The organism is Promicromonospora xylanilytica (genome assembly GCF_054782895.1).
Genome location: NZ_BAAGRP010000007.1, coordinates 629803 through 653214, shown reverse-complemented (window position 1 = coordinate 653214; position 23412 = coordinate 629803). Strand labels below are relative to the sequence as shown.

The 23412-nt window shown below is 72.1% G+C and carries 18 protein-coding genes; 11 read left to right on the top strand and 7 right to left on the bottom strand.

What is annotated here, in order from left to right; genetic code table 11:
* Positions 1–6: 6 nt before the first annotated feature.
* The 5 genes from ACYVK7_RS10730 (at position 7) to ACYVK7_RS10710 (ending at position 5766) form a co-directional block, all read left to right on the top strand.
* Positions 7–1386 (top strand): class I SAM-dependent RNA methyltransferase, encoded by a 1380-nt coding sequence (locus ACYVK7_RS10730; RefSeq protein ID WP_460887667.1) that lies wholly within the window; start codon positions 7–9, stop codon positions 1384–1386.
* A 49-nt stretch (positions 1387–1435) separates the two neighbouring features.
* A complete protein-coding gene (locus ACYVK7_RS10725; protein ID WP_460887666.1) occupies positions 1436–2194 on the top strand; it encodes an SGNH/GDSL hydrolase family protein in 759 nt (252 codons plus the stop codon).
* Positions 2195–2336: 142 nt separating this feature from the next.
* The gene (gene acnA, locus ACYVK7_RS10720; protein WP_460887665.1) at positions 2337–5099 is read left to right on the top strand and encodes an aconitate hydratase AcnA; all 2763 of its coding nucleotides are present in this window, start codon (positions 2337–2339) and stop codon (positions 5097–5099) included.
* A gap of 125 nt (positions 5100–5224) precedes the next feature.
* Positions 5225–5617, top strand: coding sequence for a hypothetical protein (locus tag ACYVK7_RS10715; RefSeq protein WP_460887664.1), 393 nt, complete (start codon positions 5225–5227; stop codon positions 5615–5617).
* On the top strand, positions 5581–5766 hold the full coding sequence (locus ACYVK7_RS10710) for a hypothetical protein (protein WP_460887663.1): 186 nt from the start codon (positions 5581–5583) through the stop codon (positions 5764–5766). Before ACYVK7_RS10715 ends, ACYVK7_RS10710 begins: the two co-directional genes overlap by 37 nt.
* Positions 5767–5819: 53 nt before the next feature.
* Here the strand turns inward: ACYVK7_RS10710 and ACYVK7_RS10705 are convergent, their stop codons facing one another.
* From ACYVK7_RS10705 to ACYVK7_RS10690, 4 genes are all read right to left on the bottom strand, one after another.
* Positions 5820–7688 carry an OmpL47-type beta-barrel domain-containing protein gene (locus ACYVK7_RS10705; RefSeq protein WP_460887662.1) on the bottom strand — a complete coding sequence of 623 codons (1869 nt, stop codon included), beginning with the start codon at positions 7686–7688 and terminating at the stop codon, positions 5820–5822.
* A gap of 29 nt (positions 7689–7717) precedes the next feature.
* A complete protein-coding gene (locus ACYVK7_RS10700) occupies positions 7718–11731 on the bottom strand; it encodes a ThuA domain-containing protein (RefSeq protein ID WP_460887661.1) in 4014 nt (1337 codons plus the stop codon).
* Between the two features lie 39 nt (positions 11732–11770).
* Positions 11771–12841, bottom strand: coding sequence for a multicopper oxidase domain-containing protein (locus tag ACYVK7_RS10695; protein ID WP_460887660.1), 1071 nt, complete (start codon positions 12839–12841; stop codon positions 11771–11773).
* A 434-nt stretch (positions 12842–13275) separates the two neighbouring features.
* Positions 13276–13893, bottom strand: coding sequence for a hypothetical protein (locus ACYVK7_RS10690; RefSeq protein ID WP_460887659.1), 618 nt, complete (start codon positions 13891–13893; stop codon positions 13276–13278).
* Positions 13894–14077: 184 nt separating this feature from the next.
* Between ACYVK7_RS10690 and ACYVK7_RS10685 the strand changes: the two genes are divergently transcribed.
* From ACYVK7_RS10685 to ACYVK7_RS10670, 4 genes are read left to right on the top strand one after another with little or no spacing between them, the layout of a single operon-like run.
* Positions 14078–14824, top strand: a complete 747-nt coding sequence (locus tag ACYVK7_RS10685; RefSeq protein ID WP_460887658.1) for an alpha/beta fold hydrolase — start codon at positions 14078–14080, stop codon at positions 14822–14824.
* Between the two features lie 26 nt (positions 14825–14850).
* Positions 14851–15864, top strand: a complete 1014-nt coding sequence (locus ACYVK7_RS10680; protein ID WP_460887657.1) for a LacI family DNA-binding transcriptional regulator — start codon at positions 14851–14853, stop codon at positions 15862–15864.
* A 40-nt stretch (positions 15865–15904) separates the two neighbouring features.
* Positions 15905–16591: an NUDIX hydrolase gene (locus tag ACYVK7_RS10675; RefSeq protein WP_460887656.1), complete on the top strand. Its 687-nt coding sequence runs from the start codon at positions 15905–15907 to the stop codon at positions 16589–16591.
* Positions 16592–16622: 31 nt separating this feature from the next.
* A complete protein-coding gene (locus ACYVK7_RS10670) occupies positions 16623–17555 on the top strand; it encodes a threonine/serine dehydratase (RefSeq protein WP_460887655.1) in 933 nt (310 codons plus the stop codon).
* Positions 17556–17572: 17 nt separating this feature from the next.
* Here ACYVK7_RS10670 and ACYVK7_RS10665 read toward each other — a convergent pair whose 3' ends face one another.
* Together ACYVK7_RS10665 and ACYVK7_RS10660 are read right to left on the bottom strand one after the other, a co-directional pair.
* Complete coding sequence (locus ACYVK7_RS10665; RefSeq protein WP_460887654.1) at positions 17573–18232, bottom strand: DUF4241 domain-containing protein; 660 nt, start codon at positions 18230–18232, stop codon at positions 17573–17575.
* Between the two features lie 29 nt (positions 18233–18261).
* Positions 18262–19152, bottom strand: coding sequence for an aminoglycoside phosphotransferase family protein (locus ACYVK7_RS10660; RefSeq protein ID WP_460887653.1), 891 nt, complete (start codon positions 19150–19152; stop codon positions 18262–18264).
* 93 nt (positions 19153–19245) lie between these two features.
* On the opposite strand from ACYVK7_RS10660, the gene ACYVK7_RS10655 reads away from it, so the two are divergent.
* Positions 19246–19674 carry a DUF1801 domain-containing protein gene (locus ACYVK7_RS10655; protein WP_460887652.1) on the top strand — a complete coding sequence of 143 codons (429 nt, stop codon included), beginning with the start codon at positions 19246–19248 and terminating at the stop codon, positions 19672–19674.
* A 102-nt stretch (positions 19675–19776) separates the two neighbouring features.
* Positions 19777–21831, top strand: a complete 2055-nt coding sequence (locus tag ACYVK7_RS10650; protein WP_460887651.1) for a HelD family protein — start codon at positions 19777–19779, stop codon at positions 21829–21831.
* Positions 21832–21849: 18 nt separating this feature from the next.
* Here ACYVK7_RS10650 and ACYVK7_RS10645 read toward each other — a convergent pair whose 3' ends face one another.
* Entirely contained in the window at positions 21850–23301 is a 1452-nt protein-coding gene (locus ACYVK7_RS10645; RefSeq protein WP_460887650.1) for a GuaB1 family IMP dehydrogenase-related protein, read from the bottom strand.
* Positions 23302–23412 lie beyond the last annotated feature (111 nt).

Genomic DNA, 23412 nt, shown 5'->3' with positions numbered 1-23412 from the left:
TGGCGTATGCCCCGCAACCCCGACCGTCGCTCCGCGCCCGCCGACCCCTCTTCGGGCAGCCGCCCGCGCCGTCGTCCGCAGCGCTCCCCGCGGCCGGACCGCGGCCGCCGCGTCAGCGACGTGCCCGCCCCCGAGGTGGGTCTCGAGGTCGAGCTCGAGATCGGCCCCGTCGCGCACGGCGGGCACTGCGTGGCCCGGCTGGACGGCCGCGTCGTGTTCGTGCGGCACACGCTGCCGGGCGAGCGCGTCCGCGCCCGGGTCACCGAGGGCGGCCAGAGCTTCTGGCGGGCCGACGCCGTCGAGGTGCTGCAGGCCTCGCCCGACCGGGTCGAGCCGGCCTGGCCCGCCGCAGGGCCCGACGGTGTGGGTGGTGGCGAGCTCTCGCACGTCGCCCTGCCCGCGCAGCGACGCTGGAAGGCCGATGTGCTCGTCGAGCAGCTGCAGCGTCTGGCCCGGATCGACCCGGAGTGGCTGGCCCGCGAGGTCACCGTCGAGGGCGCCCCCGGCGACGACGAGCGCCGTGGCCTGCACTACCGCACCCGGATCGACCTGGTGGCCGGCGCCGACGGGCATGCGGGCATGCGCAAGCACCGCTCGCACGACGTCGTGGCGCTGAAGAAGATGCCGCTCGGCACCGCCGAGATCGCGGCGTTCGCCGTGGCGGAGGACGTGTTCACGCGCACCTGGAAGCCGGGCGCCCAGCTGACGCTGGTGGCGCCGTCCGACGGGGAGCCGGTGCTGCTGGTCGACGGTGAGCCGTGGCGCCGCGGGAAGCCCGACACCCGGCCCAACGCCCGCCGTGCCGTGAACGAGTTCGTGGCCGGGCCGTGGGGCACGCACCGCTACCGCGTGGCCGCGGGCGGGTTCTGGCAGGTGCACCGTGAGGCGCCGTCCGTGCTGACGGGCGCCGTGCTGGATGCGGCCGGCGCCGGCGAGCTGGCCGGCGCGACCGTGCTGGACCTGTACTCCGGCGCGGGGCTGTTCACGCTCCCGCTGGCGGAGGCCGTCGGGCCGGGCGGTCGTGTGGTGGCCGTCGAGGGCGACGAGCAGGCGGCGAAGGACGCCCGCCGCAACGCGCACGCGTTCGAGCAGGTGACGCTCGAGGTGGGCGCGGTGGAGCGTGTGCTGGCGGGCGGGCAGGCTGAGCCCGCCGACGTCGTGGTGCTGGACCCGCCGCGGACGGGGGCCGGGCGGGCCGTGGTCGACGCGATCGCGGCACGTGCCCCGCGCCGCATCGTGTACGTGGCGTGCGACCCGGCGGCCCTGGCCCGGGACGTGGGCTACCTCGCGGCGCACGGCTACGCGCTCTCGCGGGTCCGCGCGTTCGATCTCTTCCCGCACACCCACCACCTCGAGGCAGTAGCGGTGCTGGACCGGCAGAGCTGAGGGACGCGATGGACAAAAGGGGCTGTTCCGGGCGCATAGGATGCGCCTCGTGAAGCGGTGGCTGGTGGGCGGCGGGATCGTCGTGGGTGTGGCGGTGGCGATGGTCCTCGCCGTCGCGGCGGGCATGCTGGTCGGTGCGGGTGGCATCTCGGTCGGTGGTGTCTCCGTCGGGGGCGGCCCGGCGGCGGTCTCGTCGTCGGCGGTGCCGGAGCCCACGTTGTCGGCGGGCGGACGGGCGGCGACCAGGGCGACCCGTCCCGTCGCGCTGTTCGTCGGGGACTCGTACACCGTCGGCCAGGGCGCGTCGTCGCCCGCCGAGCGGTGGAGCACCCTCGTGGCCCGGGAGATGGGCTGGGTCGAGCAGAACGTCGCCGACGGCGGCACGGGGTTCGTGAGCAGGCACCCCACGAAGGGTCTGCTGTCGTACGAGGAGCAGCTGCGGTCGGTGCGGTTCCCCGAACGGATCGACATCGTGGTGATCGCGGGCGGTCAGAACGACTTCCCGGAGCTGCGCACGACCCCCACGCAGGTGTTCGGCGCGGTCGCGGAGACGTACGCGCTGGCCGCTCGCCGGTTCCCCGACGCGAGGATCGTCGCCGTCGGTCCGTCGACGCCGTGGATGGTGGGGCTGGAGGCGCGTGCCCTGGACGACGCGGTGCGCGTGGCCGCCCAGGAGCACGGGGCGAGGTACGTCTCGCTGATCGACCCCGACGTGGTGCGGGACCGCGACGTGCACCCCGACGGGATCCACGTGGGCGACCGCGGCTACGCGGCCATCGCGCGCCAGGTGGTCTCCCAGATATCTTGACGTCAAGATATATGCGTTATGCTGGCCTGAGCAGCCCGGCCTAGGCTGGGTGAAGCCCCCTGGAACCCATGCGAAGGCTCCATCGCGCGATGACAGCGCCTGTGAGAGCCGACGCACCGTCAGCCCCGCAGAAGGAGCCACAGTGAGCACCGTGGACACGTTCGGATCGAAGGGAACGCTGGAGGTCTCAGGCAAGTCCTACGAGATCTTCCGGCTCAACGCGGTCGAGGGAGTCGAGCGCCTCCCGTACTCCCTGAAGATCCTCGCCGAGAACCTCCTGCGTACGGAGGACGGCGCCAACATCACCGCCGACCACGTGCGCGCCCTCGCGTCCTGGGACCCGGACGCACAGCCCGACACCGAGATCCAGTTCACGCCGGCGCGCGTGATCATGCAGGACTTCACCGGTGTGCCCTGCGTCGTGGACCTCGCCACCATGCGTGAGGCGGTCGCCGCGCTCGGCGGCGACGCGACCAGGATCAACCCGCTGGCCCCGGCCGAGATGGTCATCGACCACTCCGTGCAGATCGACGTGGCCGGCCGTACCGACGCGTTCGCGCGCAACGTCGAGTTCGAGTACCAGCGCAACCACGAGCGCTACCAGTTCCTGCGCTGGGGCCAGACGGCGTTCGACGACTTCAAGGTCGTCCCCCCGGGCACCGGCATCGTGCACCAGGTCAACATCGAGTACCTGGCCCGCACGGTGATGACCCGCGAGGTGGACGGCGCGCTGCGGGCGTACCCCGACACGTGCGTCGGCACCGACTCGCACACCACGATGGTCAACGGCCTCGGCGTGCTGGGCTGGGGCGTCGGCGGCATCGAGGCGGAGGCCGCGATGCTCGGTCAGCCGGTCTCGATGCTCATCCCGCGCGTCGTCGGCTTCAAGCTGAACGGCTCCATCCCGGCCGGCGTGACCGCGACCGACGTCGTGCTCACGATCACCCAGATGCTGCGCCAGCACGGCGTGGTCGGCAAGTTCGTCGAGTTCTACGGCGAGGGCGTGGCCCAGGTGCCGCTCGCGAACCGCGCCACCATCGGCAACATGTCGCCGGAGTTCGGCTCCACCGCCGCGATCTTCCCGATCGACTCGGTCACCGTCGACTACCTGCGCCTGACGGGCCGCTCCGAGGAGCAGCTCGCGCTGGTCGAGGCGTACGCCAAGGAGCAGGGCCTCTGGCTCGACGCCGACACGCCGGAGCCGGTGTACTCCGAGTACCTCGAACTGGACCTCTCGACGGTCGTCCCGTCGATCGCCGGCCCGAAGCGCCCGCAGGACCGCATCGAGCTGACCAACGCGAAGAGCGCGTTCATGCGGGACCTGCCCACCTACGCCCCCGAGGTCATGGACCGGGTGGACGAGGCGGAGAAGGAGTCGTTCCCCGCGTCCGACTCGCCGGCCATCACGCCGAACGGTCGCAAGCACGTCCACGTCACGAACAGCGAGGGCAAGGAGTTCGAGCTGTTCCACGGCGCGGTCGCGATCGCCTCGATCACGTCCTGCACGAACACCTCGAACCCGTCGGTCATGATGGCCGCCGCGCTGCTCGCGAAGAACGCGGTGGAGAAGGGTCTGGTCTCCAAGCCCTGGGTCAAGACGTCCATGGCGCCCGGCTCGCAGGTCGTGACCAACTACTACGAGAAGGCCGGCCTCTGGCCGTACCTCGAGAAGCTGGGCTTCCACCTGGTGGGCTACGGCTGCGCCACGTGCATCGGTAACTCCGGCCCGCTCGACGAGAAGGTCTCGGAGGCCGTCAACGAGCACGACCTGTCCGTCGTCTCCGTGCTGTCGGGAAACCGCAACTTCGAGGGCCGCATCAACCCCGACGTCAAGATGAACTACCTGGCCTCCCCGCCGCTGGTCATCGCCTACGCCCTGGCCGGCACCATGGAGTTCGACTTCGAGCACGACCCGCTGGGCCGTGACGAGGCGGGCGCCCCGGTGTTCCTGCGCGACCTCTGGCCCACGCCGGAGGAGGTCGAGCAGACGATCGCGTCCTCGATCGACCGCAAGATGTTCGAGTCGGACTACGCCGACGTGTTCAAGGGCGACGAGCGCTGGGCCGCCCTGGAGACCCCCGAGGGCGACACCTTCGCCTGGGACCCCGAGTCCACGTACGTGCGCAAGCCTCCGTACTTCGACGGCATGGGCATGACGCCGGAGCCCGTCACCGACTTCTCGGGCGCCCGCGTGCTCGCCAAGCTCGGCGACTCGGTCACCACCGACCACATCAGCCCGGCCGGCTCCATCAAGGCGGACAGCCCGGCGGGCAAGTACCTCGCCGAGCACGGCGTGGGGCGTCGTGACTTCAACAGCTACGGCTCGCGTCGCGGCAACCACGAGGTCATGATCCGCGGCACGTTCGCGAACATCCGGCTGCGCAACCAGCTCCTGGCCGCGGAGAACGAGGGCGCGGGCGTCGAGGGCGGCTTCACGTACAACTTCGTGAAGAACGCGCAGGACACGATCTACGACGCCGCGCAGGACTACGCCGCGGCGGGCACCCCGCTCGTGGTGCTCGGCGGCAAGGAGTACGGCTCCGGCTCGTCGCGCGACTGGGCCGCCAAGGGCACCGCGCTGCTGGGCGTCAAGGCCGTCATCACCGAGAGCTTCGAGCGCATCCACCGCTCGAACCTCATCGGCATGGGTGTGCTGCCCCTGCAGTACCCGGCCGGCCAGAACGCCGACTCGCTGGGCCTGGACGGCACGGAGACGTTCGACGTCACCGGTGTCACCGCGCTCAACGAGGGCACCACGCCCGAGACGGTCAAGGTCACCGCGACCAAGGCCGACGGCTCGCAGGTCGAGTTCGACGCCGTGGTCCGCATCGACACCCCTGGTGAGGCGGACTACTACCGCAACGGCGGCATCCTGCAGTACGTGCTGCGGTCGCTGGTCGCGTAGCGCGCGGGGCGCCTCGCGCCTCATGTGGTCGGCAGAACGTCAGGAGATCGGCAGCCCGAGCTGCCGATCTCCTGACGTTCTGCCGACCATCCAGGTTTTCGGGCGGACTCGGCGGGGAGTGCACCGTGACCATCGGCGTGGTCGCCGCCGTCGGGCAGCGTCACCCGGAGGCGGCGCTCGTGTACGTGGACGGTGGACAGGACCTCCAGCTACCTCCCGACCACCCCGACGAACCCATCCTCGACTCGATGGGTGTCGCGCACCTGCTGGACCTGCCCGGCACCTGGGAGCCGCTCGCCGCGCTCGGGCACCGACGTCCGATGCTGGACGTCGACCGGCTCGTCTTCTTCGGGTACTCCGATGGCGAGGAGGACACCCACGGCTACGTCCCCGCTGCGGTGCGCATCCCGGTCGACGAGGTGCTCGCCGCTCCAGAAGAGGCCGCACGCAGTGCTCTTGCCGCCGTCGGCGACGCCCGTTCGTGCTGCACCTCGACGTCGACGTCCTCGACTACCTGACCCTGCCCGTGGCCGACATCCCGACGTACGGTCGCGGGCTGGACCCGGCGACACTGGAGCGCGCGCTGCGGGCGCTCGGCGCGGGGCCGGGGTTCCTGAACCGGCTCTCGATAGGTTCCGTGATCGGCAGAAGGCCAGGAGATCGGTAACTCGAACTACCGATCTCCTGACCTTCTGCCGATCATCCGGACCCTCGGGTCGACTACTTGCCGACGTCGGACTTCCTGGCGGTGTTGATCAGCGTCCTGCGCTCCTTGGCGTCGATCGTCCCGTCCGCCTCGAGCCGGTCGGCGATCTGCGTCACGTGGCTCACGAAGGCCTTGTTGCTGACCCACGCGCCGTCGGCGTCGACGAGGTCGGCGATCGTGCACCCGTTACCGGTGTCCACGTTCGCCACCCCGCTGTCCACGCCGCCGATGATCACCGTCGGGCGCTCGTCGGAGACCGGGCACGCGTCGGTCGCGGCGCGCGAGACGGAGAACCGCAGGGTTCCCGTCCGGGTGACGTTCCCGGCGTTGTCGGTGGCCCGGTACTGCAGCGCGTGCGCGCCCGGGTCGGTGACGTCGAACGAGCCCGTGTACGCCCGGAAGATGAAGTCGTCGAGCGCGTACTCGATGAACGCCACCCCCGACTCGCCGTCGCGGGCGTTGATGGTCACCGTCGCCGCGTCGATGTAGGCGCCGGTGTCGTCCTGGTCACCGTCCACCTGCGCGGACGCGATCGGGGCCGTCGTGTCCGGCGGGTCGCCCCCGCCCACGATGACCAGGCTCACCGTGCCCGGTTCCGAGACGTTGCCGTCGTTGTCGGTGGCCCGGTAGGTCACCGTGTGCGAACCCGTGATGTCGACGACCACGGGGTCCGTGTAGGGCGTGTAGCCGGCGCCGTCCAGGTCGTACTCGACGCTCGCCACGCCCGAGCCGGCGTCCTCGGCCAGGATCTGCACCGTGGCCGAGGCGATGTAGGCGCCGTCGGCGTCCTGCTCGCCCGTGACCTCGGCGGTGACCGTCGGGGGAGTGGTGTCTTCGACGGGCGCCTCGACGACGGTGAACGTCGCCGAGCCGGGTTCGGAGACGTTGCCGGCGTTGTCGGTGGCCCGGTAGGTCACCGTGTGCTCACCCGGCGTGTCGACGACCACGGGGTCCGTGTAGGGCGTGTAGCCGGCGCCGTCCAGGTCGTACTCGACGCTCGCCACACCCGTACCGGCGTCCACCGCCGCGAGGTTCACGGTGGCGGACCCGACATAGGCGCCGTTCTCGTCGAGGTCACCCGTGACCTCCGGGGTGACGACCGGGGCCGTCGTGTCCTCCCCGTCGGCGGACACCACCACGACCTGCACCGTCTCCGGTGCCGAGGTGTTGCCCGCCACGTCGGTCGCCCGGTGCTCCAGCGTGTATGTGCCGGGCGTGTCGAGCACGACCGGCTCGGTGTACGGCACGTACTCGCCGCCGTCGAGCGCGTACTCGATGCTCTCGACGCCCGAGCTGTCGTCCTCCGCGCTGAGGTTCACGGTGGCCGAGCCGATGTAGGCGCCGTCGGCGTCCTGCTGGCCGGTGACCTGAGCCGTGCTGACCGGGGCGGTGGTGTCGCCGCCCCCGCCCTCCTCCGTGACCACGAGCTCGCCCGCCATGGTGCTGTGGCCGGGGATCGCGCAGAAGTAGCGGTAGGTGCCCGGGGTCAGGACGACCTCGGCCTCGTACCGTCCGCCGTTGTTGTCGTACGGGTTGGCCAGGATGTCCAGGTCGACGTCGTGGTTGTACCCCGGCGTGCTGGTGTCGAACGTCAGGGTGTGCGACATGCCGATGTTGTTGCCGGTGGCCGCGCTGTTCTCGAACACGATCGTCGTGGCCCCGGCGGTCGCCGTGGCGGGCGCCGAGGCGTACTCCGAGACGCTGGCGTCCGCGGTCCAGGTCAGCACCTGCTCGGCTGCCTGCTCGGCGGCCTGGGTGGCCGCCTGCTCTGTGGTGTCGCCGCGGTACTCCACCGCGGCGGCCCCCGCCGGGGCCAGCGGCAGTGCCACGAGGGCACTGACCGCGGCCCCGGCGAGAAGCCGGGAGAGTCTCTGTCGGAACATGGGGGTGCCTCTCATCTTCTCGAACGTGGTCACAGGTCCCGCACCCGGATGTTGCGGAACTCCATGGCGTCCGCGTCGCTGTGGTTCTGCAGACCGATGAAGCCGCTGAGGAACTGCCGCATGTCGGTGGGCGGGTCACCGGCGCGCGAGGACTCCTTGCCCGGCGAGTTCTCGAACTCGTTGATCACCTCGCCGTTGCGGATGATCGTGTACTGCTGGCCGACCACCTGGATCTCGTACTCGTTCCACTCGCCCTTGGGGGTCACCCCGGCGTCCGCCAGGCTGTTCGAGTCGAAGTTGTACACCGAGCCCGTCTTCTGCGGCTCGCCGCTCTCGCCGTCGTAGAGCTGGATCTCGTGGCCGCAGTAGATGGCCACCCACGCCTCGGCGTCGGTCAGCTGACCGCACTCCGGGCGCTCGTCCTTGGCGACCCGCGGGTCGGGGAACCGGGTGAAGACACCGCTGTTGGCGTGTCCGTCACCCGGGGCGACGTCCTTGAACTCCAGCTTCAGCGAGAAGTCCTCGAACTCCTCCCCGGGGTACCAGAGCATGCCCAGGCCGCCCTGCGCCTTGATGGACCCGCTCGGCAGGTGGTCGAAGTTGCCGCCCGGCGCCTGCCGCCAGTCGGCGAGCGACTCGGCGGTGCCGTCGAAGAGCCACCGGTACCCGGTGGTGCCGTCGGCGCCGATGCCGGACTGCGAGGCCGCGCGGAGCAGCTTCTTGTGCTCCGTGCGGGTGATGACCCCGTCGGCGAGGAGCTGGTCCGCCACGTCGGTCACGTGGTTGACGAAGCGGCCGTTGGTGTCCCACTCGCGCTCGTCGTTGATCAGGTCGTTGATCGTGCAGCCGCCCAGGTCGTCGTTCTGGACCCGGGTGTCGGTCTCCCCGAACCAGACGGTGTCGCGGTCGTCCGGGATGGTGCACGTGGTCTCGACCGGGACGTCGACCGTCGTGGTCTCGCCGTCGGCGTAGGTCACGGTGAGCTTCGCCTCGTAGGCGCCGACCCGGTCGTAGGTGTGCCGCGGGTTGGCCTCGGTCGACGTGGATCCGTCCCCGAAGTCCCAGGCGTAGGAGACGCCGCCCGACGTGTCGCCCGTGAAGGCGACGGTGAGCGGGTCGCTCTGCACGCTGGCTCCGGCAGCGGCCGGCACCGGCGTGGCCGGTCCGCCCTTGTAGCTGATCCGGACCAGCTTCTGGTTGTCGTGCAGCGAGAAGAAGCCGCCCGCGTAGTCCAGGAGGTACAGGGCACCGTCCGGGCCGAACTTGGCGTCCATCCAGCTCTGCACCTGGTTGTTGCCGCCGCCGCCCTGGATGATCTGGCGCAGGTCCTCGGCGAAGACCGGGGGACCGGCCTCGTCGACCGTGTCCGGGTTCACCGTGACGGCGATCCGGTTGCTGGAGTTGGACTGGTCACCGATGAACCACTTGTTGTCCCAGTAGGCGGGCCAGGCGGAACCGCTGTCGGTGTCCACCTCGGAGCGCTGGTAGGTGGGACCGTTCATCACGGCCTGACCGCCACCTCGCAGGTAGGGCTGCGTGTAGGTCGCCTCGGAGTCCACGTAGGACGGGATGCCGTTCTCACCCTCCGGGAAGACCGGTCCGCCACCGCTGGGCGAGTACCAGATCATGTTGTCGCGCACGGGCGGCAGGTCGACCAGGCCGGTGTTGCGCGGCGAGTTGTTCTTCGGGTTGTCGCAGTCGTACCAGCCGGTCAGGACCGACGCGTCCTCGTTGCTGCGGTCACGGTACGGCTGCCCGTTGCCCATGCAGTAGGGCCAGCCCTGGTTGCCCGCCGACGTGATGATCGTGGCGGTCTCGTACTTCGCCGGCCCGAGCTCCGGGCTCGGCTGCCCGGCGTCCGGTCCGACCCATGCCGCGGTCAGCCAGTCGTTCTTCTTGTCGTAGGCCAGGCGCGAGATGTTGCGGACGCCCATGACGTAGATCTCCGGGCGCGTCTTGTCGCCCGGGTCGTCGGCCTCGGGGAACAGGTTCCCCTCGGGGATGGTGAACGTGCCGTCCGGCTCGGGGTGGATGCGCAGGATCTTGCCGTTCAGGCTGTTCGTGTTGCCCGCGGTACGACGCGCGTCCTGGAACGAGATGCCCGCGTACTCCTGCGTCCAGTTGTTGCCGGAGTAGCCGTCGGAACCGCCGGAGGAGTTCGCGTCGCCGGAACCGATGTACAGGTTGCCGTCGTTGTCGAAGTCCATGCCGCCGCCCGCGTGGCAGCAGCTGTGGATCTGCGTCTCCCAGGCGAGGAGGTCCTTGCGGGTGGACTGGTCGATGGTGTTCGCCTCGGCGTCGTACGTGAAGCGCGACACCGTCCGCTCACCGACGCGCCGCTCGGTGTCGATCGACTCGTGCGGCATCCAGTACAGGTAGATCCAGCCGTTCTCGTCGAACTTCGGGTCGAGGGTGATGCCGAGCAGGCCCTCCTCGTTCTTGACCAGCTCGCTGCCGCTGCCGCGGTTACCCATGACGTCCAGGGTGGTCAGCAGCTTCGTGCTCTTGGACTCCGGGTCCCACCGGTGGACGGTGCCACAGCCGAGGCCCACGTTCGGGTCGTCCCAGGACGCGATCGGCCCGGACGGGCAGGCGGCCTTGCCGATGTAGAAGACACCGCCGTCGGACGCCACGGTGAGGCCGTGCGGCTCGCCGATCTGGTCGAGCGTGCCCGCGGTGTTCTTCACCGTCAGGCGCTCGGTCTCGTAGTTCTCCGCGATGGTCGCCTGGCAGTCGCCACGCGACATCCCGGTCGACCAGAGCAGGCCGCCCAGGATGTGGCTGCGGAACTCGTCCTCGGCGTAGCTGGCGGTGGTGCCGCCCATGCCGGTGTAGAACGAGCGGCCACCGTCGTAGTCACGGCACCACGAGATGGGGTGGAAGGCGCCGTTCGCGCCCTCGCCCGGCTCGTAGTCCCACTCCTGCACCTGCGCGACGGTGTGCACGTCGCCGATCGGGTTCGGCGACCAGTTGAGCCACCGGTCCGAACGGGTCCAGTTGAGGGGGAGGCCGTCGTTGGCCGGGTGCGCGCGGTCGACGACGTTGACCGTCGCCTCCTGCACGGGGACCTCCGGGTTCGGCTCCTCCTCACCGGTGCCGTCGAAGAGCTGGATCTCGGCGAGCTGGGTGAGGCCGTCACCCGCGTTCTCCGTGATGTCGAGGCGGTAGTGCTGGTAGGCGACGTCGTTCTCGAAGCGGTAGTCCTGCGCCGAGAAGCGGTCCGGGAAGTCCTCGTCCGTCCGCGTGTCGAGGTCGGTCCAGGTCGTGCCGTCGGTGGAGCCCTGCAGCGTCCAGTTCTTCGGGTCGCGCCCGGCTGCGTCGTTGGCCGAGGTGAGCGCGTACCGGGTGGCCGCGACGGGCTCCGCCATCTCGAGCTCGATCCACGCCGTCGGCTCGAAGGCGAGCCACTTGGTGTTCGAGTCGCCGTCTATCAGGTTCGGGGCGTCCTCGTTCGGCGGGTTCTCGGCGCTCGCCGTGACGCTCGCGACCGCGAGCGGGTCCGGCAGGTTGCCGGCCGGGCGGGTGCCGATCAGGCCGGTGAACCACTGCGAGCGGTCCTGCGCCCGCGCGGCGTCACGGATGCCGAGGAAGCCGCCACCGCCCTGCACGTAGGCCTTGAGTGCGTCCTCCTGCCCGGTGGAGAGCTCCGCGCCCTCGGCGGAGAGGAACACCACGCCGCGGTAGTCCGCGAGGTTCTTCGCGGTGAACGCCCGCGGGTCGCTGGCCGTGTGCACGGTGAACCCGTGCTCGGCGCCCAGCTCCTTGATGGTCCGCGTGGCCAGCGTCACCGGGTCGTTCTGCTGGTCCGGGGCTCCGTGGAACACCAGCACGTTGACGTCGGCGGCGTCCGCGGTCACGTCGAGCGCCGCGGGCGCGGCGGCCACCGGGGCCGTGCCGCTGGTGGTGGTGCCGCGCTGCGCCTGTGCCGGCACCGCTGCCAGCGAGACGACGAGGGCCGCGCCGGCGACTGCCGCGAGGGTCCCCCGTACCGTTCTGCCCGGGGCCGCTGCCCCGTGGATCCTGCGTCTTCCTGTCCGTTCCATCACTGCTCCTTTGCGCGTGGTCGTGCTTCCGTCCGGCGGTCAGTGGCCTGCGTGGCCCGCGTCGCCCGAGGTGGCGGGCTCCGTGCTGCTGCTGCTGGTCATGTGGCCGCCGTGCTCGTGGAACCGGTCGATGGCCTCCTGTGCTCCCTCAGGCATGGACCCGTCGGCGTTGCGGACCAGGAAGACCCCGGCCATCCCGCCGTCCGAGTGGAACTGCACGTGGCAGTGGTACATCCAGGCGCCCGCGCCGACCTTCTGCCCGGCCTTGACCTGGAACCCGAAGGAGGAGCCCGGGTTGAGGTCCGCGTTGTCCACGATCTGGCTGGGGTCGTCCGGGCCGTTCAGGTATCCGGTCCGGTTGTCCGCCCAGCGGTGGGCGTGCACGTGGAAGGTGTGGAGCTGGTCCCCGTGCCCGATCGCGAGGAACTCGACGGTCTCGCCGAGGTTCGCCTCGAACATGGGGGTGTCGGGCGCCGACTTGTTGTTGATGGTCATGTCGTTGAACACGACCGTGAACGTGCGGTCGGGCAGGATGTCGCCCTTGCGGCGCACGATGAGCCCGCCGTACAGGCCCGCGCGCAGCCCGGCGGTGCCGTGCTCGCCGCCCAGCGCGTGGTCGTGGTAGTGCCAGTAGCCGGCGGAGCCGGGCAGCCAGTGGCCGTCGTCGAGCTGCTGCGGCGCGTGCGTGCCCCACGTGTAGGTGCGGGTCTCGCCGGGCTCGTTGAAGGAGTCGTTGAACGGGCTGCCGTCCGACTCGGTCTTGTAGTCGACACCGTGCGGGTGGATCGACAGGCGCTTGTCGGTGTTGTTCACCAGCTCGATCTGGAGGGTGTCGCCCTCCCACATCTCGATCAGCGGGCCGGGGATGCTGGCCTTGCCGGGGGTGAGCCCGTAGCCGTACTGGCCGTCGGGCAGGGGCTCCGCGTAGATGGTGATGTGCCGGGTGGTGCCCAGCGGCCGGATGGATCCCGGCCCGGCGGCGGTGGCGGTGTCGGCGCCGAGCGCCAGGGCTGCGGTGGGGGCGACGAGTCCGGCGAGCGTGCCGGTCAGGATGGAGCGGCGCGACACGCCGTTCCGCGTGGATCGATCGTCGGTGGTGTTCTCAGACATGCGTCTCCGTTCGACACCGTCGGGCAGGCCTGCGGGCCCGTCCCGGCGAGGCTGGGATCAGGAGGGACTGGGGGGTGTGGCGTGCGAGGCCGTCGGGTGCGACGCCGCTTGTGACAGCGGTGTCACGGATGTCACGAAGGTGGACCACATCGTCGTTCCCTCCAAGGACGTCGGCTCGTGACCGTCAACGGCGGCGGACACGCCCTCATGACCGATGCGACCGTCCGGCGGTACGGCCCGGATGGCTCACATGCGTGTTGTGCACCACAAGGTGGCTTTGTGAACCTATGGCGACTTCTGTCGAGTGTCAAGCAAAAGATGACGAAAGAGCGTCATACTTCCTCTAGCCGTCCAGGTAAAGATGCGGGGCCCCGCACCCGGGCGCGGGACGGGGCGCCGGTCGGGACCAGGCGCGGCAGCGGCTAGGGCGGCGGCTACGGCGGCGGCAGGAGGACCCACACCGCGGTGGCGAGCAGCACCGCTCCGGTGAGCAGCCCGGTCAGCGGGTGCGCGAGCGCCGCCGTCGACCGGTGGCCGCGTGGGCGGGTGGCGAGGCGGAGCGCCCCGCCGAGCGGCCAGGCCAGGACGGCGGCGAGGAGCCCGGCGGCCGCGCCGAGGTAGAGGCCGGGCACGTCGAGGGTGTTGGCGATGATCGCCACCTGGATCGCCGTGGACACGGCGACGACCGTCGGGATCAGGTGGATGCGCGGCTTGCCGGTGGTGACGCCGGCCTTGGCGTCGTCCTTGGCCGCGGCCACCGCGCGGCGGTACTTGCTCGCGACGAGGCCCGTGCACCAGCGCGTCAGGACGCCGTGGGCGAGGAGCGCGGCGGCGTAGATGCTCACGACCCGCCCGGTCACCACGGTGCCGTCGGGCCAGGCCCGCACGGCGGCCAGGGCGCCCAGGACCACGAAGGCGACCGAGAGTGCCACGCCGACGTAGGGGACGAGCCGTGTCCAGGGGCCGGAGTGCCGGACCGTCCAGGCGAACCACAGGGCGGCGAGCACGGCGGTGGCCGTCGCCGCCAGGGCATGGTCGCTCGCGTGTTCCATCGTCTTCCCCTCCGCGGGCCGGACCGGACCGAACCGGACGCAAGAATAGGGCGTTTTTGCAGGTCAGGGAAGGGTCCATGCATCTGGCTCGGGACGGGCGGACGCCGGCGCGGCCAGCTGGTCCGCGTGAGCAGGATGTGCAAAACGCGCAAACCTGCATACACCTGATCGTTACTCTCTGTTCATGGTGATGTGGCACGAGGGTCCCGACGGTGCGTCCGAGCCGCCCGCTCCCGTCGTGCTCGCCACGACCCGCTGGGGCGTCGGCCCGGGCCGGGCCCTGCTGCTGCACGGCATCGCGTCGGCGGGCGCCACCTGGTGGCGGCTCGCCGAGACCCTCGCCGAGGACGGCTACGAGGTGGTCGCCCCCGACCTGCGCGGCCACGGGACCAGCCCCCGCGCCGACTCCTACCTGCTCGCCGACCATGTCGCCGACGCCCGCGCCCTCGCCCCGGGCTGGGACGTCGTGGTGGGACACGGCCTCGGCGGCCTGCTCGGTGCTCTGGCCGCCGACGCCGACCGCCGGTTCACCCGCCGCCTCGTGCTGCTCGACCCGCCGCTCGACCTCCCGGACGACCAGTTCGAGAGCGTCGCCGTCCAGGAGGCCGCCGAGGCGCACACGGCCTGGGACCGGCGTGACGTCACGGCGGTGGCCGCCGCCACGAAGGCCGCCGACGCGGCAGCGGTGGCCCGCACCCTGCGGGACAACGCGCCCTGGCGGCACACCGACGTCATCACCCGCCTCGTGGTCCCCACGCTCGTGCTGGGCGCCGACCCCGCCCACGGCGGGTTGTTCCGCCCTCGCACCGGGGTCGAGCTCATGATCCGCAACCCGAGCGTGCGCGTGCGCGTCGTGGTCGGCGCAGGGCACGCGGTGCACCGCGACCGGCCCGCCGCGGTGGCCACGGCGGTCCGGTCGTTCCTCTGGTGAGCCGGGCTACCGCGTAACCTGCCCCCATGGACCCGACGCCGGGGACGCCGAGACCCGCCAGACCGACGATCTACGACGTCGCCGAGGCCTGCGGTGTGGCACCTTCGACCGTATCGCGCGCCTTCTCCCGACCCGGCAGGGTCAACGCGGAGACCGCCGAGCGGATCCGCAAGGTCGCCGCGGAGCTCGGCTATCGCACCAACCCGCTGGCCAGAGGGCTACCGACGGGCAAGACGTCGCTGCTCGCCCTGGTCGTCGCCGACGTCACCAACCCCTTCTTCTTCGAGATCATCCGCGGCGCGGAGGGAGTGGCCCGCAAGGCCGGCTACACGATGCTCGTCGCAGACGTCGAGGAGTCCATGGAGACGGAACGGGAGACGCTCGACCGGGTCATCCCGCTGGTCGAGGGCATCGTCCTGGCGACGTCACGCCTCTCGGACTCGTCCATCCGCGTCGCCGCCAAGCAGCGTCCCACCGTGGTCCTGAACCGCGTCATGACCGACATCCCCAGCGTGGTCACCGACAACGCCCGGGGCATGCGCAGGGCGGTCGAGCACCTGGCCGACCTGGGGCACACCACGATCACGTACGTGGCGGGTCCCGAGGCGTCCTGGGTCGACGGGATGCGCTGGCGCTCGCTGCGGGACACCACCGACGAGCTCGCGCTGCGCGCGCGCCGCGTGGGCCCGTTCCCGCCCACCGTCGACGGCGGGCTCGCTGCCGCCCGCGTCTTCGGGGAGAGCCCCACGAGCGCCGTCATCGTCTACAACGACCTCATGGCGATCGGCATGATGCGTGGGCTGACCGAGATGGGCACGCGGATCCCCGAGGACGTCAGCGTGGTCGGGTTCGACAACATCTTCGGGTCCGACTTCTGCACCCCGCCCCTGACCACGGTCGCCGCGCCGCTGCGCAACCTCGGAGCCTTCGCGATCAAGACCATGCTCGGCCAGCTCTCCGTCAACGCGCAGCGCGGACTGCGCCCCGCCCTGCTCCCGTCCCAGCTCCTCGTCCGCGGTTCGACCGGCCGCAGGGAATGACGCGCGATCCACGCCGTGCGACCGGAGTTAAGGTCGGGCAGTGAGTTCTTCCGCATCCGCACGCAAGCAGCTGGTCGCACTCGCCGAACGAGGCTTCGAGGGGCCGTGGCGGCACGCGCGGGGTGACTTCTCCGGCGACGCGCGCCCCGCATCGGTCCTCGTGCTGTTCGGTGTCCTGGACGACCTCGCGGCCGACCGGGCGGACCAGGACCTCGCGGTGAGCGCCGACCTCGACGTCCTGCTGCTCGCGCGCGCGGCCACGCTGCGCAGCCACGCCGGCCAGGTCGCCTTCCCCGGCGGCCGCGCCGACGACGGGGAGGACGCCGTCACCGCCGCCCTGCGCGAGGCCGTCGAGGAGACCGGGCTGGACCCGGTGGGGATCGAGGTGCTCGGCGCCTTCGACGAGCTGCCCATGCCGGTCAGCAACCACGTCGTCACCCCGGTGCTCGGCTGGTGGGCACGCCCCACACCCGTGCGCGTGGTCGACGTCGCCGAGTCGGCCCACGTCTTCCGCGCCCCCGTGGCAGACCTGCTCGACCCCGCCAACCGGTTCACCGTCGTCGCGCGCCGCGGCAACCAGACCTGGCGTGGCCCCGGATTCCACGTGCACGACGGCGCCGTCACCCACCTCGTGTGGGGGTTCACGGCGGGGGTCCTCGACGCGATGTTCGACCAGCTCGGCTGGACCGAGGAGTGGGACCGGAGCACAGAGCTGGAGATCTCGTGACGCACACCGCCGACGCCCGAAGGAGTACCCGATGACCGAGGTGACCCGCGACGCCATCCGCACCGCAGAGACCCTGATCCGCCCCCACGTGCGGCACACCCCGGTGCTGGAGGTGGACCTGGCGGACTTCGGCCGGCCCGCGCACCCCGTGGCGCTCAAGCTCGAGTCGCTGCAGCACTCCGGGTCGTTCAAGGCACGCGGCGCGTTCACGAACCTCCTGACCCGCGACGTGCCCGACTCCGGCGTGGTGGCCGCCTCGGGCGGCAACCACGGGGCGGCGGTCGCCTACGCGGCGGCCCGCCTCGGCATCCCCGCCACGATCTTCGTACCGAGCGTGACGTCCCCCGCCAAGGCCGACCGCATCCGCGGGTACGGCGCCAAGCTGGTGGTCGGCGGCGAGCGGTACGCCGACGCGCTCGCCGCGAGCGAGGAGCACGTCGCCGAGACCGGCGCCCTGACCGTGCACGCGTACGACCAGCCCGAGACGCTGATCGGGCAGGGCACGCTCGGGCTGGAGATCGGCCAGGACCTGCCCGACGTCGACACGCTGCTCGTCGCCGTCGGCGGCGGCGGGCTCATCGGCGGCATCGCCGCCTGGTTCCGCGGTGACGTCGAGGTCGTCGCCGTGGAGCCGGAGGGCGCGCCCACCCTGCACCGGGCGCTGGCGGCCGGCGAGCCGGTCGACGCGCCCACCGAGGGCATCGCCGCCGACTCGCTGGCGCCGAAGCAGGTGGGGCGGCTCATGTTCCCCCTCGCCCAGCGGTTCGTGGCCCGGTCGGTGCTGGTCACCGACGACGCGATCGCCTCCACCCAGCTCGCGCTCTGGGACACGACGCGCACCGTGGCCGAGCCCGGCGGGGCGACGGCGCTCGCCGCCGTGCTGTCGGGCGCCTACGTGCCGCAGCCGGGGGAGCGGGTCGCGGTGCTCGTCTGCGGGGCGAACACGACCGCCGTGCGGTTCTGACCGGGTCAGGAGCGGGGTCAGGAGGCCCCGGCGACGAGCAGGTCGATGTGCACGCCCAGCAGCGACCCGTCGGCCGCGTGCGTGGTGACCACCGGGTAGAAGCCGTCGCCCCAGCCGGAGTGGCTCAGCACCACGTTCTCGCCCGCCGTCGCCAGCGGCATCACGATGTTGGCGCACCCCGCCACGTAGTGGTCGGCGCTGTCCATGAGGTTGAACCAGGACCCGGGTTCCCCGTTGTCGAAGATGTCGTCGTACCACTCGACGTCACCGTCGGCCGGAGGCATGGCGGTGGCGACCGCCGCGGCGTCCGCGAACCCGACGGTGCCCGCGTCGACCCCTACGCCGTAGTACTCGTCGCCCTCCAGCGGCTCGGCGTCCCTCGGCGCGGCGGGCCGCACCTCGGCCACCGCGGCGTCGGACAGCACGAGCGAGAGGTACGCCTCGCGTGAGTGGCTCCCGTCCCGGGCCTCGGAGACGTCCGCGACCGTGACGTACGCCGGGTAGCTGCCCGGCGGGACCTCGACGACCAGGCCGTCGCCCAGGTTCACGTACGGGTCGGACGCCTCGAGGCGTCCGGAGGGGACGTGCAGCACGCCGAGGGCGTGCACCGTCTGGGGGTGCGCCGTGCCGTCGGGCGTGCCGGTCAGGAGGGCGAAGAAGGGCCTGGTGTAGGACATGCGAGGAACCTAGCCGGTGCCACCGACAGTCAGTCGAAGAGCTGCCCGATCGCGTGCTCGCCGACCCCGACCATGATCGGGTGCGTGTCCGGGTACGAGAAGCAGATGGTCGTGTACAGCAGCGCCCAGCCGCGGGCCCTGCGCCACATGCCGGCGTCCCACCCGCGCCCGTCCCGCGCCTGCGCGTCGATCACGCGACGGAAGCGGTCCCGACCCTCCGCGTCGAACACGAGCCATGACGCGCCGAGGTCCGACGCGGGGTCGCCGCTGGTCACGTCGCCGAAGTCGATCACGGCCGACAGGCGGTCGCCGTCGGCCACGAGGTTGGCCGGGTGCGGGTCGCCGTGCAGCCACACCGGGACGCCGTCGTACCCGGGGGCGTCCGCCGCGTCGGCCCACAGGGCCCTGGCACGGGCGTGCAGCCGCTCCGGGAGCAGGGCGAGACGGTCGTCGAAGGTCGCCGACCGCTCGGCGACCGGGATGCCACGGAACCTGTTCCCCGGTGCGTCCTCGGGGGCAGGCTGGTGCAGCGCGACGAACACCCGCGCCAGGTGCTCGGCCCAGGGCGTGCGCCCGGCTGCCGGGACGGTGGCGGCGGGCACGCCCTCGGCCCACCGCACGACGCCCCAGGGCCAGGGATAGCCCAGCGCCGGGCTGGGCGCGCCGACGCGGACCGGCACGGGGACGGGGACCGGCAGGCGCGGGGCGAGCAGCGGGAGCACACGGTGCTCGTTGTGCATGAGCTGGGCCCCGAGCTCGCGCCGGGGGAGGCGCAGCGCGAGGTCGTCCCCCAGCCGGACCATCACGTTGTCCCAGCCGTTCGCCACCAGCTCGAGCGGCAGGTCGGCGAGATCGGGGTGCTGCTCCTTCAGGAGGGATCGGGTGAGGTCGACGGTGACGTCGAGGTCGGCGGCGACCACGGCGGCCTCCTTTGTCCTGGTTCTTCGCGCGGGTGCGCTGCGGCGGTGCGCTGGGCGGGCGGTCAACGGTACCGGTATGCCCATACTGGGACCATGGTGACCACCTGGACCGACGGCGACCCCGCCGACCACATCGACGCCGTACCGTCCGCCGTCCGGCGGCGTGACGCGCGGACCCTGTGCGACCTCATGGAGCGGGTCACGGGCGTGGCACCGCGCATGTTCGGCACCTCGATGATCGGCTTCGGCGAGTACCGCTACGAGTACGAGAGCGGCCACTCGGGACACGCCCCCGCGGCGGCGTTCGCGCCGCGCAAGGCGGCGAGCACCGTGTACCTGCCGGACGGCGTGGACGCGCACGCGGACCTGCTGGCGCGGCTCGGTCCGCACACCACCGGCGTCGGGTGCCTGTACCTGAAGGACCTCGAGCAGGTGGATCTCGCCGTGCTCGAGGAGCTGGTGCGCAGGTCGTGGGCCACGGTCACGGCCGGCACGTTCGGGCGGCGTGCCGCCGGTTCCTGAGCCACGGAACAGGGCCGCGCGCCACTCCCGAGCGCGGTGCGAACCCGGGAACGTTCTGCGAACCGTCCGCGTTGACACCAGGCCCGACAACGAGGAGACCCGGTGCAGCAACGCCAGACCGAGCAGTCCGCCGAGCAGGAGTACGTCGACGCCCTGTACGCACGGCTTGACAGAGAGGTGGCCCGAGTCAGTGCCGACCTCCACGAGGCCGTCCGCGCCTCCTCGACCGACCCGGAGGAGGCGTTCACGCGCGAGGTGCGTGTCAGCATGCTGGGCCGCCGGGCCCGCACGCTGGGAGCGGCGGAGCACCACCTCTGCTTCGGCCGGATCGACCACGCCGACGGCCGCTCGCTGCGCATCGGCCGCACCGGCCTGAGCGACGGCGACGACCAGCTGCTCGTCGACTGGCGCGCCGACGCCGCCCGCCCGTTCTACGCCGCGACCGCCGCGCACCCCATGGGGCTGCACCGCCGCAGGCACCTGCGCCTGGAGGGCCGCACGGTCACCCGGGTGAGCGACGAGCTCCTCGACGGCGCGGAGCCGGGCCCCCAGGACGTCGTCGGCGACGGGCCGCTGCTGGAGGCCATCGGCGCCCGGCGCACCGGCCGGATGCGCGACGTCGTCTCGACGCTGCAGGCCGAGCAGGACGCGATCATCCGCTCGGCGCACCGTGGCGTCACGGTCGTGGAGGGCGGTCCGGGCACCGGCAAGACGGTGGTCGCCCTGCACCGCGCCGCCTATGTGCTCGCGGGCTTCGAGGAGGCGCGGGCCGACGGCGTCCTCGTCCTCGGCCCCAACCCCAGGTTCCTCGACTACATCGCCGAGGTCCTGCCGTCCCTGGGCGAGAACGACGTCGCGATGACCACCGCGGACCGCCTGACCGCCGACGCCCTCGGCCTGGACCGTGACCTCGACGCAGCCCCCGAGGTAGGCCACGACGTGCGCCGCGCCGCCGGCGACGTCCGCCTGGCCGACGAGCTGGCCGAGACGGTGCGGCGCTACCAGGCGCCTGACGGCACGCTGACGGTGCTGGTCGACGGCGACGCGATCACCATGGACGAGCATGCGCTCGCCGAGGCGCGGGCGACCGCCGGCGGCGCCGGCCTGCCGCACAACCCGGCCCGGTCGCTGTTCAAGGACCTCGTCGTGGACTTCGTGTCCGACGAGGTACAGGCACGTGCCCGGATCATGCTCGCCAAGCTGGACGAGGACATCGAGGTGCTGACCGGTGGCGTGGACGTCGACCGGGCGGCGGCGAAGGACCTCGAGCGGCTCGGGTTCGGCCCGGACGAGGGCGGCGCCTTCGGGCACGCCGCCGCTGTGGCCGAGCTCGACCCCGGCGCCCTGCGGGCCGAGCTCGCCGCGGACCCGTCCCTGGAGCGGGCGGTCGAGGCCGCGTGGCCCCGGCTCGGCGCGGCCGACGTGGTGCTGGACCTGCTGGACGCGCACCCGGAGCTGACCGGCGGCACCCCCGACGGCGGAGCCGGCACCTGGACCGCCGCGCACCTGCCGCTGCTCGACGAGGCGGAGCACCTGCTGAACGGCCCGCCCGCCCGGACCTACGGGCACGTGGTGGTGGACGAGGCGCAGGAGCTGACGCCCATGCAGTGGCGCTCGGTGCTGCGCCGCTGCCCCGGCCGCTCCATGACCGTGGTCGGCGACCTCGCCCAGGCCGGCCCGGCGACCGGCGCGGCGTCCTGGGCCGACGCGCTGGGCAGCGACCTGGCCAGGCGTGCCGACGTACGTACCCTGACGGTCTGCTACCGCACCACCGCCGAGGTCCTGGCCGAGGCGGCACCGCTGCTGGCCCGGATCGCCCCGCAGCAGGCGCCGAGCCGCGCCGTGCGGCACGGGGACGAGCCCCGCCGCCGGGCGTCCGGCGGTGACCTCACCGGGTCCGTGGCCGAGGAGGTGGCCCGGGAGCTGGAGCACGGTGACCTCGTCGCCGTGGTGGCCGCCGACGACGAGGCGCCCGCGCTGGCCGACGCCCTCGACGGCACGGTGCGCGTCGTCCCCGTCTCGCAGGTGCGCGGGCTGGAGTTCGACGCGGTGGTGCTGGCCGACCCGGAGGGCATCCGGCACGCTCGGCCGGGCGGCGAGCGCGACCTCTACGTGGCCCTGACCCGCCCGACGCGGCGTCTGGTCATCGTCGAGTAGCCAGCTCGGTCGGGCAGCTCACCAGCTCGTGGGGACCGGCATGCCCTCCTGGTAGCCCGCCGCCGACTGGATGCCGACGACCGCGCGCTCCGAGAACTCCGCGAGCGAGCGGGCGCCCGCGTAGGTGCAGGAGGACCGCAGGCCCGACGTGATCTCGTCCAGCAGGTCCTCGACGCCGGGCCGCGCCGGGTCGAGGTACATCTTGCCGGTGGAGATGCCCTCCTCGTACAGGGCCTTGCGGGCGCGCGCGAACGCGGTCCCCGCACCGGAGTTGCGGGCCGCGACCGCGCGCGCCGACGCCATGCCGAACGAGTCCTTGTAGAGGCGGCCCGAGCCGTCCGACTTCAGGTCGCCGGGCGACTCGTGCGTGCCCGCGAACCAGGAGCCGACCATCACCTGCGACGCGCCCGCGGCCAGCGCCAGGGCGACGTCGCGGGGGTGGCGCACCCCGCCGTCGGCCCAGACGTGCTTGCCGAGCTCGCGCGCGGCCGCGGCGCACTCCAGCACGGCGGAGAACTGCGGCCGGCCCACGCCGGTCTGCATGCGCGTGGTGCACATCGCGCCGGGGCCCACGCCGACCTTGAGGATGTCGGCGCCCGCGGCCACCAGGTCGCGCACGCCTTCCGCGGTGACGACGTTCCCGGCCACCACCGGCACCGCCGGGTCGAGGGACCGGACCGCCTCCAGGGCGGCGAGCATCTTGGTCTGGTGGCCGTGCGCGGTGTCGACCACGAGCACGTCCACGCCCGCGGCGAGCAGGTCCTTGGCCTTCGCGGCGACGTCGCCGTTGATGCCCACGGCGGCGCCGATCCGCAGCGACCCCGAGGCGTCCAGCGCGGGCGAGTAGATGGACGAGCGCAGCGCGCCCTTGCGGGTCAGTATCCCGGCCAGGCGGCCGTCGCGGACCACCGGGGCCAGGTCGAGGCGCGCGGAGTGCAGCACGTCGAACGCGGCCTCCAGCCCGCCGGGGCCGTCCAGGAGGGCGGCGTCCAGGAGGCGGGGCTCCGCCGACATCACCTCGTCGACCCGGGTGAACCGGTCCACGTCGGCGCAGTCGGACTCCGTCACGACACCGACCGGACGGTCGTCCTCCACGACGACGGCGGCCCCGTGCGAGCGCTTGCCGAGCAGGTTCAGCACGCTGTGCACGGTGTCGTGCGGCGAGACGATCACCGGGGTCTCGATGACGGGGTCCTTGGCCTTGACGTCCGCGACCACGCCCGCGACCACGTCGGCGGGGACGTCCTGCGGAATGATCGCCAGACCCCCGCGGCGGGCGACGGTCTCGGCCATGCGGCGGCCCGCCACGGCCGTCATGTTGGCGACGACCACGGGGATCGTGGTGCCGGTCCCGTCGTCGGACGCGAGGTCCACGTCGAACCGCGACGTGACGTCCGAGCGGGACGGGACCAGGAAGACGTCGCCGTAGGTGAGGTCGGTGGACGGGCTCTGCTCGGGGAGGAAGCGCACGTTCACCAAGGGTAAAGAGTTCTTCTCCCCGTGCCTATGAGTATGACCACATCGGTGTGAAGGATCGTTGTGCAGGTATCGGAGACAGCCTCAGGAGGCGGTCGCTCGTGG

Excerpts from the sequence above, each read along its gene's own strand:
- ACYVK7_RS10730 (WP_460887667.1), top strand. The coding sequence starts at position 7 with ATGCCCCGCAACCCCGACCGTCGCTCCGCGCCCGCCGACCCCTCTTCG.
- ACYVK7_RS10705 (WP_460887662.1), bottom strand. The coding sequence starts at position 7,688 with ATGTTCCGACAGAGACTCTCCCGGCTTCTCGCCGGGGCCGCGGTCAGT.
- ACYVK7_RS10700 (WP_460887661.1), bottom strand. The coding sequence starts at position 11,731 with ATGGAACGGACAGGAAGACGCAGGATCCACGGGGCAGCGGCCCCGGGC.
- ACYVK7_RS10695 (WP_460887660.1), bottom strand. The coding sequence starts at position 12,841 with ATGTCTGAGAACACCACCGACGATCGATCCACGCGGAACGGCGTGTCG.
- ACYVK7_RS10690 (WP_460887659.1), bottom strand. The coding sequence starts at position 13,893 with ATGGAACACGCGAGCGACCATGCCCTGGCGGCGACGGCCACCGCCGTG.
- ACYVK7_RS10685 (WP_460887658.1), top strand. The coding sequence starts at position 14,078 with ATGGTGATGTGGCACGAGGGTCCCGACGGTGCGTCCGAGCCGCCCGCT.
- ACYVK7_RS10680 (WP_460887657.1), top strand. The coding sequence starts at position 14,851 with ATGGACCCGACGCCGGGGACGCCGAGACCCGCCAGACCGACGATCTAC.
- ACYVK7_RS10670 (WP_460887655.1), top strand. The coding sequence starts at position 16,623 with ATGACCGAGGTGACCCGCGACGCCATCCGCACCGCAGAGACCCTGATC.
- ACYVK7_RS10665 (WP_460887654.1), bottom strand. The coding sequence starts at position 18,232 with ATGTCCTACACCAGGCCCTTCTTCGCCCTCCTGACCGGCACGCCCGAC.
- ACYVK7_RS10655 (WP_460887652.1), top strand. The coding sequence starts at position 19,246 with ATGGTGACCACCTGGACCGACGGCGACCCCGCCGACCACATCGACGCC.